This window comes from Paenibacillus sp. FSL H8-0122 (genome assembly GCF_038005345.1).
Taxonomy (GTDB): domain Bacteria; phylum Bacillota; class Bacilli; order Paenibacillales; family Paenibacillaceae; genus Paenibacillus_AQ.
On sequence record NZ_JBBOTB010000001.1, the window covers coordinates 6,324,622 to 6,337,116 of the forward strand.

Annotated in this window: 10 protein-coding genes; 1 reads left to right on the forward strand and 9 read right to left on the reverse strand. The window is 55.4% G+C overall.

Annotated features, from left to right (window positions below; translation table 11 throughout):
* Positions 1–9 precede the first annotated feature (9 nt).
* The 5 genes from NSS64_RS27020 to NSS64_RS27040 all read right to left on the reverse strand — a co-directional run bounded on the left by NSS64_RS27020 (position 10) and on the right by NSS64_RS27040 (position 4,246).
* On the reverse strand, positions 10–855 hold the full coding sequence (locus NSS64_RS27020; protein WP_341142155.1) for an ABC transporter permease: 846 nt from the start codon (positions 853–855) through the stop codon (positions 10–12).
* Positions 856–859: 4 nt separating this feature from the next.
* The gene (locus NSS64_RS27025) at positions 860–1,810 is read right to left on the reverse strand and encodes an ABC transporter permease (RefSeq protein ID WP_036723626.1); all 951 of its coding nucleotides are present in this window, start codon (positions 1,808–1,810) and stop codon (positions 860–862) included.
* Between the two features lie 85 nt (positions 1,811–1,895).
* A complete protein-coding gene (locus tag NSS64_RS27030; RefSeq protein ID WP_341142156.1) occupies positions 1,896–3,509 on the reverse strand; it encodes an ABC transporter substrate-binding protein in 1,614 nt (537 codons plus the stop codon).
* Positions 3,510–3,605: 96 nt separating this feature from the next.
* A complete protein-coding gene (locus NSS64_RS27035) occupies positions 3,606–4,031 on the reverse strand; it encodes a peptidylprolyl isomerase (protein WP_340945302.1) in 426 nt (141 codons plus the stop codon).
* Positions 4,028–4,246, reverse strand: a complete 219-nt coding sequence (locus NSS64_RS27040) for a hypothetical protein (protein WP_341142157.1) — start codon at positions 4,244–4,246, stop codon at positions 4,028–4,030. Before NSS64_RS27040 ends, NSS64_RS27035 begins: the two co-directional genes overlap by 4 nt.
* Before the next feature lie 234 nt (positions 4,247–4,480).
* Here NSS64_RS27040 and NSS64_RS27045 point away from each other — a divergent pair, with 234 nt between their 5' ends.
* Positions 4,481–6,472 carry a glycosyltransferase gene (locus NSS64_RS27045; protein ID WP_341142158.1) on the forward strand — a complete coding sequence of 664 codons (1,992 nt, stop codon included), beginning with the start codon at positions 4,481–4,483 and terminating at the stop codon, positions 6,470–6,472.
* Between the two features lie 343 nt (positions 6,473–6,815).
* Here the strand turns inward: NSS64_RS27045 and NSS64_RS27050 are convergent, their stop codons facing one another.
* The 4 genes from NSS64_RS27050 to NSS64_RS27065 all read right to left on the reverse strand — a co-directional run bounded on the left by NSS64_RS27050 (position 6,816) and on the right by NSS64_RS27065 (position 12,476).
* Positions 6,816–7,241, reverse strand: coding sequence for a hypothetical protein (locus tag NSS64_RS27050; RefSeq protein WP_341142159.1), 426 nt, complete (start codon positions 7,239–7,241; stop codon positions 6,816–6,818).
* An 800-nt stretch (positions 7,242–8,041) separates the two neighbouring features.
* Positions 8,042–10,684, reverse strand: a complete 2,643-nt coding sequence (clpB, locus tag NSS64_RS27055) for an ATP-dependent chaperone ClpB (RefSeq protein WP_341142160.1) — start codon at positions 10,682–10,684, stop codon at positions 8,042–8,044.
* 74 nt (positions 10,685–10,758) lie between these two features.
* Positions 10,759–11,754 (reverse strand): DnaJ C-terminal domain-containing protein, encoded by a 996-nt coding sequence (locus tag NSS64_RS27060; protein WP_341142161.1) that lies wholly within the window; start codon positions 11,752–11,754, stop codon positions 10,759–10,761.
* A 245-nt stretch (positions 11,755–11,999) separates the two neighbouring features.
* A complete protein-coding gene (locus NSS64_RS27065) occupies positions 12,000–12,476 on the reverse strand; it encodes an Hsp20/alpha crystallin family protein (protein ID WP_340995425.1) in 477 nt (158 codons plus the stop codon).
* Positions 12,477–12,495: the final 19 nt, after the last annotated feature.

A 12,495-nucleotide genomic window follows, 5' to 3' on the forward strand; every position in this document is an offset into this window, starting at 1 on the left:
TAAGCCCTCCTATCTTCGGATCAGCTTAGGTTCAAAGCCGACCCGCACAATATCTCCCAGCACATTGAAGCTCAGCACGGTAAACAGGATCATCAGCCCGGGGAACAGCGCCAGATAAGGCGCCTGGGCAATATACCCCTGTGCGCTGTTCAGCATACTTCCCCACGTGGCATTCGGCGGCTGTACCCCGAAGCCGAGGAAGCTGAGCGATGATTCCATCATAATGGCCGAGGCAATATTATTCGTCGCCCCTACAATAATCACTGGTACCAGCCCCGGAAGGATATGCCGCCAGATCATGCCGAAGGCACTCTGTCCCGAGGCTTTGGCATATAACACGTACTCCCTTTCCTTGATCGTCAGGGTCTCCGCGCGGACGACACGGGCCACATTCATCCACATCAAGAGAGCAATAATAATGATCAGATTGCCGATACTCGGCTTCAGATAGACGCTGAGCAGCAGCAGGATCAGGAAGGACGGGATCGACATGATAATATCCAGCATCCGCATCAGCAGATTATCGATCCAGCCGCCGAAATATCCGCTGATTACCCCAACCAGCACACCCACAAAGGTTGCTACGACCATGGAGGCAAACCCAACCAGCAGCGAGACACGGCCTCCGTATAAGGCTCTGGACAGATAGTCGCGGCCATAATCATCGGTGCCGAACAGATGCGCGGCGCCGGGCTTCGTCAGGCGGGCCATGGCATCCATGGCATTCGGATCATGACCGGACAGGAAGGCAAAGACCGCCCCCAGTGTAAACACCGTCAATATGACAATAGCAGCGACACCCAGACCGTTCGTAAACAGCTCGGACTGCAAGTTTTTCCATTTACTGCGATTCATGAGGTCACCCCTTCAGTTTGATTCTTGGATCGACAACACTGTAAAGAATATCTGCCACCAGATTACCGAAGATCAGCATTAAGGAAGAGAACAGGGTAATGCCCATAATGACAGGATAATCCATCCCCTTCACCGCCGTCATCCCCAGGGAGCCGATCCCCGGCCAGGAGAACACCGTTTCCGTAACAATCGCCCCGGCCACCAGATCTCCCATCGACATACCGATCAAAGTGATCACCGGCAGCAGTACATGCTTCAGCACATGCCGGAACAGAATGGTGGATTTCTTCGAGCCAAAAGCGTACTGGATCTGCACATACTCCTCCTTGAGCTGTCCGATCGTGCTGGAGCGGATATAGCGCACATACCCGGACAGGAAACTGAAGGCCAGAACCGTACAAGGCAATATCCCGTGCTTCAGCACATCCAGCGGCGATTCCACACCAATGGTGCGCATCCCCATGCTTGGAAGCAGGTGCAGCTTGATCGCGAACAGATACATCAGCAGGATCGCCAGCCAGAATAAGGGGATAGAGATGCCGATATAAGCGATAAAATTGATTAGCTTGTCTACCCAGCGGTTGCGGTTCGCACCGGCCACGAGGCCCAGCGGAATGGCCAGCAGGACGGCCAGGGCAATGGCGCTGCCCATCAGACCCGCAGTTGCGGGCAGGCGGTCCAGAATCTGATCCAGCACAGGTTGGTGATTGACCAGCGAGTACCCGAAATTGCCCTGGACCATCTCTTTGATCCAGATGAAATATTGGATATAAGCAGGCTTATCCAGCCCCAGATTATGGCGGATGCGCTCAATATCATCAGCGTGCATATTAGGCGTCACGAAAGACAGCACCGGATCTCCCGGAGCCAGCTTAATCATGGTAAAACAGACCACCGATACAAAAAACAGCATCGGCAATGTTTGCAGCAACCTTCGGACGATGAGTTGTCTCATACGCAGCTTCTCCCAGCTCTTAACAGGCAAAAATAAGCTGGGGGAACCAGCTTATTTTTTTGCCTTGCTTATTTTGTGAGGCGAATTATTTCTTGTAAATCTTGGACAGGTCTTCGAAGATGACGACCGGCTTCAGGACAGCCTCATCAACTCCGCCGTAATTCTTAGAGACAGCTACAACAGTCTTCGTATAAGCAATCGGATAGATCGGCGCATCTTCGGCTACCAGTTCTTGTGCTTTCTTGTAGATCTCTGCACGTTTGGCCGGATCTGCTTCGCCTGCCCCGTCATTCATCAGCTTGTCGACTTCACTGTTGGAATAATGCGAGTAATTGGATGAGCTGTCCGTAGTGAACAGGATACGGTACGCATCCGGATCATACCCCATGATATAGCCGGTCAGAGCCAGCTCATAGTCGGTCGCCTTCAGATCAATGAATTTCTGCACCCAGGCCGAGGAATCCATGTTCTGCAATTCAACCTCTACGCCAATTGCCTTCAGCTTCTGCTGCACATACAGCGAGATGGCTTCCTGCGCCTTGTTACCGCTCTGTACGATATACCGGAGCTTCAGGTTGCTCTCACCGGCAGTGGCCAGCAGTTCCTTCGCCTTGGCAGCATCATTGTCAAAGGTAGGGACATCGTTCGTGAAGTACAGTGCATCCGGAGTCAGGAAGGACTTTGCCGGATCAGCATATTCGCCGGAAGTGTACGCCGTCTGAATCAGCTCGTCGCGGCTGAGGGCCAAAGACAGGGCTTGCCGGACTTCTTTTTTGGCGAGGGCACCGGTATCGCTGTTCGCATTGAACATCAGATAGGCGAGGCGGCCTTCGCTATACGGGAGAATCTCAAAATTATTCGTCGCTTGAATCGTAGGAACATCCTTCGGGTCCAGATACTGTACATTAATCTCGCCGTTCTGCAGAGCCAGATTCGCAGCATTGGTATCCTTGGCAATCCGGTAAGTGACCGAATCCAGATGCGGCTTGCCCCCGAAGTAGTTGTCGAAGCGTTCCAGCGTCAGATACTCGCCGGCCTTGTATTCCTTGAATTTAAAGGGACCGGAGCCGACAGGAGAAGCGTTCTTCGTGCTCTTCTCAATGTTGGTCTCATTCTCGTAAATGTGCTTCGGAATCGGGAATACCTGTACCAGCGTGGCTTCAAAAGCCGGGCTGACCTGCGGCAGCTTGAACTCCACAGTCAGGTCATCGACCTTGACAGCCTTAATCGCTTTGTCGCCAATCAGGAAGTTGGCACGCAGGAAGCTGTTCTGCTTCTCATCAAGAATGCTGTCGATGGTGAATACCACATCATCCGCCGTCAGCTTCTCTCCATCATGCCAGGTCAATCCATCCTTGAGCTTCAATGTATACGTCAGATTATCGCTTGACGGTGTCAGGCTATCGGCCAGGTAGAAGGTCTTCTTGCCGTTGTTCACCTGGAACAGCGGAGCATACAGGGCCTGGTCAATGGTCAGGCTGACACGGTCACCCGCATAGTTCGGATTCAGCACTACCGGATCGGAAGCGACCCCTATAATCAGACTGCCTCCATCCTTCGGTTCGCCGGCAGCAGGCTCTTGTGATGCAGCCGGTGTCTGTGCGGCATTGGTAGATGAAGCGTTATTCCCATTGGAGCATGCACTGATCATCAGTGTTAATAATAGTAGAATAGCAACCCCTGTTATCCCTTTACGCATTGTCTCTTCCTCCATGTCTATGAGCATTCCCACTCGTTGTTGAGTCATTATATATCGGAATACTAGGAATTACAATGTATGAATTTACCATGGGCTTTACCAGACGCTGACCTCCTGCATGACCGCTCCGCGCCGCAGGGCATCGACATGCTCCATTCCTTCCGTAACCCTGCCGAATACCGTATGCCAGCCGTCCAGATAATCGAACGTATCATAACAGATAAAAAACTGGCAGGACCCCGTGCCTGGTCCAAAATGCGCCATAGACAGCGCCCCGCGCACATGCTTATGGGGATTCCCCTGCGTCTCACAGGGAATGGGATCTGTGCCGCCTCTGCCGTTGCCGTCGGGGCAGCCGCCCTGGGCAACAAAGCCGCGAACCACACGCTGAAAGGCCAGACCGTTGTAAAAGCCGCTGTTCGCAAGCTTTTCAAAATTGGCTACGGTTCCCGGCGCTTCCTGATCGAACAGCTCCAGCCGAACCTCCGGCCCCTGCTCCAGACGGATCAAAGCCTGCTTCATGGCGCCTCCTCCTCTACACGGGCTGCAGTGTCTGCCGGTACACCGATATAGACGGCCGTCTTGGCAGCATGCAGCGGTGCATAAATCTCCTCGATATCCTCGTCCACGAGCGGCCTAAGCTCTCCGCCTTCCATATGCAGGAATACCTCAGCGCGCGGATTCATCGCCAGGAGCAGATTGATTAACTGTTGCACTTGCAGCGGTGACTTGTCCATGGGCTCACTCCTATCTGCAGTTTCCAGAATGTCTGTAACTGTCTAAGCGGTATTGTACAATAGCTCTCCGGAAGTTTCCAATCCATAAATTACCTGAACCGGCCTTTATATTTTGAGAAATCTGGGTTATTCGAGTACTTCTCTAAATATATTGAATACATATAATCCATATTAACTATTTGCGAACCCAAGGGGATGATCAATGATGTTGACTTTAATCTGGAGTGGCTTGCTATGAATCAGATTAGAAACCGGGTTCTGCTCGGCAGCCCGATTCATCAAAAACCGGCAATCCTGGAGCAATTCCTGAACTCTCTGCTGCGCCTGAACCTGACAAATATTGAACTGCATTTCTATTTGATTGATGATAACCAGGACGAAGCCTCAAGCGGGCTTCTGCAGAAGTTCGCTCAAGGCGGCCGGACGGTCTTCCTTCAATCGTCCGGCTATCATGATAATTATATCCGGGATGAGCACACCCATGTCTGGCACTCCAATCTGGTCTGGAAGGTGGCCGAGTTCAAGAATCTGATGATCCGAAGGGCCGAGGCTTTCGGCTATGACTATCTGTTCCTGCTCGACTCTGATCTCCTTCTTCATCCCGATACGCTGCAGCATCTGATCAGCACAGGCAAGGACATTATCTCTGAAGTGTTCTGGACCCAATGGCAGCCGAACACGGTGCTCCAGCCGCAGGTATGGATGCATGACGAATATAACCAGTGGGAATTGCTTCCGGGAGAACAGCTCTCGCCTGAAGAGATCCGGCGCCGCTTCTACGCATTTCTGCTGAGAATGCAGCAGCCCGGAATCTATGAAGTCGGCGGACTTGGCGCCTGCACTCTGATCAGCAGCCGGGCCATCGGATCCGGCGTAAGCTACGACAGGGTCCCCAACATCTCCTACTGGGGAGAGGACCGCCATTTCTGCATCCGGGCAGCAGCCCTCGGCATTCCGCTATTCGTGGACACTCATTTCCCGGCACTGCATCTCTACAGAGAAAGCGATCTTGACAAGGTGGCGGAATTCATGCAGCAGACAGCGGTAATGCCTGGGGCGGAGCCATGCGGGCCGGAGGCGGAGCGGGGTGACACAGAGCCAAGGCGACAAGTGACGGAGACGGAGCTGGAGGCGGAGCGAAATAAGACAGACGGGGGTGGCGCCCGGGCCAGAGCAGAGGGGGCCGAAGCGCACGAAGCTGCGGTGACGGACGACAGCGGCACTGCAGACGGTCCTGAGTTGCACGGCGCTGCGGATGCAGCGCCCGCAGATAAAAGGGCTCAGGATGCAGGCGCGCAATGGGATTCGCTGTGGACCAAGGCCGAGGCCCGCCAGCGCTTGTCCAAGGAGTCCATGCCGGTTCACACGGGAGGCGAAGCTGCGGCATCGGCTGATTCGGGCGGGCAGGAGGTAGGCGCAGGCGCGGACAGACCCGGAGAAACGAGCGAGGACAGGGGAGGAGAGGCGGACCGGCCCAGCCCGCAAGCCGCTTACGAGTCTTCAGCCGCCAAGTCGGAAGCTGCTCCCCGCCGGCCCAAGCTGACCCTCACGATGGTCGTCAAGAATGAAGGTTCAAGATTTCTGCGGCAGGCTCTGCAGGAGCACCGCAAATATATCGACGAAGCGGTCATTATCGATGACGGAAGCACGGATGACACGGCAGACATCTGCCGCGAGGTTCTCCAGGGTATTCCGCTTCATCTGATACACAATCAAGTCTCCAAATTCAGCAATGAATCGGAGCTGCGCAAGCAGCAGTGGGAGGCGGTGGTTGCGACCCATCCAGAGTGGATTCTCAATCTGGATGCGGATGAGATTTTTGAGTCGAAGTTTCCGGAAGGGGTGGAAGCCCTGCTTCGGACGGAGAATTGCGACTTATTCTGCTTCCGCCTCTACGATTTCTGGGATGACGCTCATTACCGCGAGGACAGGTACTGGCGGGCCCATCTGAGCTATCGGCCGTTCCTGGTCCGCTACCGGGAAGACTTCACCTATCTCTGGAACAAACTCCCGCAGCATTGCGGGCGGCTGCCGGAGAATATTTTCGAGCTGTCCCACCAGTTAAGCAGCCTGCGGCTGAAGCATCTCGGCTGGTCTGATCCGGAATCCCGGCATAGGAAGTATCTGCGGTATATGCAGTTGGACCCGGACGGCCAATACGGCTGGATGGAACAGTATCAGTCCATTCTTGACCCGAATCCCCGTCTGGTGAGTTGGAGCGAATAAAGCGGAGGGCTAAGTCATAAGAAGAGAGAAAGAAGCTCCCTATCGGAGCTTCTTCTTTTTTTGCCAATAAGCTTCAGGAACTATATCACTATAGATCCGCAGGCAAATATGCATAACGGCAATGGAACAGCAAATGATACAGCGTTACCGGCAGGAAATCTATCGAATCGGCTGGCGCTTACAATACCTTAGCATGCGAACCCGCCTGTATGAATGTACCTTCATGGATATCCGCCCGGCTCAGCGGGATGAAGCGGAGGAGATGATTAACCGGTTGTCCGTTGAGCAGCTATTTAGATACACTTCCAGCCAAAGGGAAGGATTGGGTTCACTTTTCCCTTATCTAAATCAACGCATCAAAATGGCCCTCTGCGTCTACCGTCGCTGTCCGGGGATCGGTCAGACCGATGCCCTTAAGGCCTCCCTTTCCCTCAGTCCGCCAGGGCGGAGTATGATCCTGAAGCGGGGGAGCAGGTACAATCGAAGCCGAAGCGGTACTCCCGCTTTTCTGCACCAGATGGGCCTCCAGCTGCCGTATTTGCCGCTGCAGCTGCTCCCGGCGATAAGGAGTCTGCATCTCTCCGCCCTGCGCCGCATTCACCTTGTCCAGCTCCATCAGCAGCCGGTTGCGCTGCTTCTCCAGAGAACTGACATCACTCTGTGTGCTGCCGTAAGCTGTAGTGGCCTGTACCGGGCTGATCCCGGATACCGTCTGTGCCGCCATGATCTCTCCCTCCGTTTCATTGGCTTCTGCTTCAAATCCAGCCATATTCGAAAGTTCTAATCATTTCTATTACCCGGCAGCCCCCTCCATGACAACATTTCAACCACATATTTACAAAAAATCGTCGCATAGTCTCAGTCAGATGCTGGTTGGACTATACCAAAGACCTATTAACCGAGGTGATATGAATCATATAGAAGGCAAATACTTTGCGGAACAAACACAGCTGCTGACTTTCGGTCGTGCAAGTGGAAACGGCTTTGCAGTCCTTTTAAAGGACGGTACCGTTTCAGCGAGAATGCTAATGCCTCTCTCACCGGCCGCTTTTAAGGAGCAGTAATGTTGCTCTTTTTGCAGGATTCCTCTATACCTTTTACGGGTTGAAGTACATTGTTGCATTATTTGCACAAATTTCGGTATTTAGAGCAAGTTAGCGCTGAATTTGTTGCATTTTGTGCAGGATTTCAGCATTAATCGCTTCTTTGGGGCAGTATTGTTGCACTTTTGGCAGGATTCCTCTTAAAATGTTACTGCCTGTGATGCATGGAGCCCTTCCCTCCGCGCAGCGGCACCCATTGTGTTCGGTTTTTCGTATACAATCAGATTCGTCAAACTTGCTGTGCTTCACTCTCATACGGACGACCTCCAGCTAATTTGATGGTAGATTGTCTATCCTGAAAGTGTCCAAAGTGATTAGGGGCATTAAAGGAATGTTGTATTTCTAGCAGGATTTAAGTCGAATAATAAAAAAGCGCTCCTGCCTCAATAAGGCAGAACGCTTTTTTTGTGGATGCTTTGTAGATTGCCGCTGCCCCCTTAGGGGAGGCGCCGGGGTCCATTACATTTTACATTGATCCTACTGTCTTCGCAGACTCTGATTTCGCTATTGCAACAGTCAGCTCGCCGTCCGCTTCGTCCACAGTCATCACTGAGCCTTCCTCTGCTTCTCCGGCGATCAGCGCACGCGCCACCCGGGTCTCCAGGCTGCGCTGGATGAACCGCTTCAGCGGTCTGGCGCCATAGACGGAATCGAAGCCTTCTTCGGCAATGAAGCGGACCGCCTGGTCGCTGAGGACCAGCCCGATGTTCCGCTCGGAGAGGCGCAGACGCAGGCCATCTACCAGCTTAACCACAATTCTCTGGGTCTCGCCCAGTGTCAGCGGCTTGAACATTACGATATCATCCACCCGGTTGAGGAACTCTGGACGGAAATGCCCGCTCAGCTCCTTCATGACCCGGTCCTTAACAGCTTCTGTCAGCTCGCCATTGTCATCCGTGCCCTGAATCAGATGCGGCGAGCCGATGTTGGAGGTCATGATGATGATCGTGTTCTTGAAGTCAACCATCCGGCCTTGCGAGTCGGTCAGCCGCCCGTCATCCAGCAGCTGCAGCAAAATGTTGAACACATCCGGGTGCGCCTTCTCTACCTCGTCGAGCAGGACCACCGTATACGGCTGGCGGCGCACCGCTTCCGTCAGCTGGCCGCCTTCTTCATAGCCGACATATCCGGGAGGAGCGCCTACGAGACGGGAGACACTATGCTTCTCCATGTACTCCGACATATCGATACGGATCATGCCGTCCTCGCGGTCGAACAGCGAGACCGCCAGTGCTTTGGCCAGCTCCGTCTTCCCGACCCCGGTCGGCCCGAGGAACAGGAACGAGCCGATCGGACGGTTCGGGTCCTTGATGCCGGCTCTGGCCCGGAGGACCGCATCCGCCACCAGCCGGACCGCCTCATCCTGCCCGACTACCCGCTCATGCAGCGTATCTTCCAGCCGCAGCAGCTTATCCCGTTCGCCTTCCACCAGTCTGCTTACGGGAACTCCCGTCCAGCGTGAGACAATATCGGCGATTTCCTCCTCGGTCACAGCTTCTCGCAGCAGCCGGGTCTCCTGGTCCTGCTGCGCCGCTTCCTCTGCGCCCTTAAGCTGTCGCTCCAGATCAGGAATAATGCCATAGCTTAATTCAGCCGATTTGTTGAGATCATAGATCTCCTGCGCATCGACCAGATCCTTGCGGGCCTGCTCCAGCCGCTTCTTCAGGTCACGGATGCCCTGAATGGCCGATTTCTCCTTCTCCCAGCGGGCCGTCATCCCCAGATGCTTCTCCTTGAGGTCAGCCAGCTCCCGCTGGAGGTTCTCCAGGCGGCGGGCGCTGGCGTCGTCGGTTTCTTTTTTGAGCGCGGCTTCCTCAATCTCCATCTGCATCAGGCGGCGGGTTACCTCATCCATCTCACCGGGCATGGAGTCAATCTCCGTGCGGATCATCGCGCACGCTTCATCGACCAGGTCAATCGCCTTATCCGGCAGGAAACGGTCCGTGATATAACGGTTAGACAGCACACCGGCTGCGACCAGAGCGCTGTCATAGATTTTGACCCCGTGATGCACCTCGAAGCGTTCCTTCAAGCCGCGCAGAATCGAAATGGTATCCTCGACATCCGGCTCGCTGACCAGCACCTGCTGGAAGCGGCGTTCGAGCGCCGGGTCCTTCTCGATATACTTGCGGTACTCATCCAGCGTGGTCGCCCCGATACAGTGCAGCTCACCCCGGGCCAGCATCGGCTTCAGCATATTGCCCGCATCCATAGCCCCCTCCGTCTTGCCCGCACCGACAATCGTATGCAGCTCGTCAATGAACAGAATAATCCGTCCGTCACTCTCGCGGATCTCCTTCAGCACCGCCTGCAGCCGCTCCTCGAATTCCCCCCGGTATTTCGCACCGGCAATCAGCGCACTCATATCCAGCGAGAAAATCGTCTTGTCCTTCAGTCCCTCCGGTACATCTCGGCGGACAATCCGGTAGGCCAGCCCTTCGACAATCGCCGTCTTGCCGACACCCGGCTCCCCGATCAGCACAGGGTTATTCTTGGTCTTGCGGGAGAGGATGCGGATCACCCGGCGAATCTCGGCATCGCGCCCAATGACCGGATCGATCTTGCCAGCCCGCACCTCAGCTACGAGATCGCGGCCGTACTTCTCCAGCACCTCATAGGTGGCCTCCGGCTCCCGGCTGGTCACGCGCTGGTGTCCGCGAATCTCCGCTAACACTCCAAGCAGCTTCTCCCGGGTAACGCCCCGGCTGGTGAACAGCCCGCGCAGCTCGCGGTTCCCGCTGCTCGCATCCGATACCATCGCCAGCACGGCATGCTCCACCGCCACGAATTCGTCGTGCATCTTGGCCGCTTCCTGCTCCGCCTGTTCCAGCATAGCAATCAGCGCGGGCGAGGCATAGCGGCGCATGGTGCCCGCTCCGCTCCCGCTTACGCTGGGTTTGCGCTGAAGCAGCGCCTCTGTTCCCTGCAGCAGTTCGGCTGCGGGAACATTCATCTTCTGCAGCAGCCGGGGCAGCAGGCCCTCATTCTGCTGAAGCAAGGCTTTCAGCAGATGAAGATTGTCAATCTCCTGATGCCCGCCGGAGGCCGCCAGCGACTGCGCCTCTGCCACCGCTTCCTGCAGCTTCTGGGTAAGCTTATTGAAATCCATAGGATCATCGCCTTTCTAATGTATAGGTTAATCAGCCGGATGCCCGGCTGTTATTTACTGAATCAGAATATGCCTTACCATGTTGCCGCTCTGCGGCGCTGCGCCCCGCCGGAGGCGCGCCGTTTCGCACCTGCCTGGAAGCTGCTGGATTCCGCCAGCTGGCGGTACATCCTCTTCTCTGCCTCCGATGTATCAGACGGAATGACCATCTCCATCCGGAACAGGATGTCACCGTTCGTTCCGTCCGGACGTCTCAGCCCCTTACCGGAGAGACGCAGCGTTCCGCCGCTGGCTATACCGGCAGGGATCTTCAGCTTCACGCTGCTGCCATCCGGCAGCGCTACCTTGGCTTCCCCGCCCAGCACAGCCTGCCAAGGGGCGATCTCAACCGTGCCGAGGAGATCACCGCCGTCCGGCTCATAGATCTCATGCGGCAGGAGATGCAGCGAGATCAGCAGATCGCCGCCCTGGCCCGACCCGCTTCCGCCGCCGGGCACCCGGATGACCGTCCCTTCCGCCGAGCGTGCCGGAATCTGTACGTTCAGGTCCTTGCCCGCCGCCTGAACGCTGATATTGCCGCCTTTGTAGGCCTGCTCCAGCGTAATCTCAAGCTGGGCCTGCATCATACTGAACTCATCCCCCCACGGGCTTCCGCCTGGACGGGCACCACTGCTGCCCGAGAAGAAGCCGGCACGGTCAGCCGCGCCCCGGCTGCCGAAGAACATCCCGAACAGATCCTCCTCCGGTATACCGCCGGAAGAAGCGGCTCCGCTGCTCCAGCCCGCGCCAAACGGCGATTCCCATGACGCAGAGGAGGCCGATCCGTAGCTGCGCTGACCCCGTGAGCCTGCGGCAGCTCCATAGCGGAGCTCCTCATCATAGATTTTGCGCTTCTCTTCATCGCCCAGCACCTCATATGCCTCGGCTGCTTCCTTGAACTTCGCCTCTGCCTCCGGGGCCTTGTTGACATCGGGATGCCATTTTTTGGCCAGCTTCTGATAGGCCTTCTTGATCTCCTGCTTCGAGGCCTTCTGATCTACCCCAAGACGCTCATAGTAATTTGCCGCCACCGGAACCTCCTCCTTTCGTGTAATGGGAACCTTCTGCCTTCCTCCGGGAAAAGACGCATTATAGCCGGGACCCCCACTACAATGCGTCTAATATTAGTGCTATATGAAAAGTCCGGTGAAATCCTGCTACCGCCCGGTGAACCGGATAGGCCAGCGGCTACAGCCGCTAAGCCCGGAGTTCCTGCGGAAGCGGCAGCTTCAGCCGGACTTGAAGGTCCATCTGCCTCTTCAGGCCGCCCTTCCGCTTACTGAAGCTCTTTCCGGTCGGAGGCATCGCCGCCTCCATCCTGAATTTCGATCCGTTTGCCCTGGGATTTCTGCCGTTTCGGCACCTCCAGGCTCAGCACACCGTCTTTCAGGGAAGCGCGGATGTCTTCCTCAGCAATATCCTGGACATAGAACCGGCGTACATATTCACCATACCGCCGTTCACGGCGCACCATTTGATGCTCCTTGCTCTCTTCGTTGTTCTCTTCTCTGCGGACTGCCTTGATCGTCAAGTAAGGGCTGGAGTAATCAATGTCGATTTCTTCTTTGCGGAAGCCAGGGAGCTCGGCCTCGATCAGATATGCCCCTTCACGCTCCCGGATGTCGGTCCGGAAAGACAGCGCGTTACTTGTCAGCGGTGCGAAGAAATCATCATTAAACACTTCGTTCAGCGACTTCGCCAGCACACCAAAAGCATCATCTCTGCGTTTACCAAAAGGAACCAAATCAAACATCTTTCATTCTCCTCTCATT

Bases quoted from the DNA above. Each gene is read 5' to 3' on its own strand.
- NSS64_RS27045 (WP_341142158.1), top strand. From the start codon at position 4,481: ATGAATCAGATTAGAAACCGGGTTCTGCTCGGCAGCCCGATTCATCAA.
- NSS64_RS27030 (WP_341142156.1), bottom strand. From the start codon at position 3,509: ATGCGTAAAGGGATAACAGGGGTTGCTATTCTACTATTATTAACACTG.
- NSS64_RS27020 (WP_341142155.1), bottom strand. From the start codon at position 855: ATGAATCGCAGTAAATGGAAAAACTTGCAGTCCGAGCTGTTTACGAAC.
- NSS64_RS27065 (WP_340995425.1), bottom strand. From the start codon at position 12,476: ATGTTTGATTTGGTTCCTTTTGGTAAACGCAGAGATGATGCTTTTGGT.
- NSS64_RS27025 (WP_036723626.1), bottom strand. From the start codon at position 1,810: ATGAGACAACTCATCGTCCGAAGGTTGCTGCAAACATTGCCGATGCTG.
- clpB (WP_341142160.1), bottom strand. From the start codon at position 10,684: ATGGATTTCAATAAGCTTACCCAGAAGCTGCAGGAAGCGGTGGCAGAG.
- NSS64_RS27050 (WP_341142159.1), bottom strand. From the start codon at position 7,241: ATGGCTGGATTTGAAGCAGAAGCCAATGAAACGGAGGGAGAGATCATG.
- NSS64_RS27035 (WP_340945302.1), bottom strand. From the start codon at position 4,031: ATGAAGCAGGCTTTGATCCGTCTGGAGCAGGGGCCGGAGGTTCGGCTG.
- NSS64_RS27040 (WP_341142157.1), bottom strand. From the start codon at position 4,246: ATGGACAAGTCACCGCTGCAAGTGCAACAGTTAATCAATCTGCTCCTG.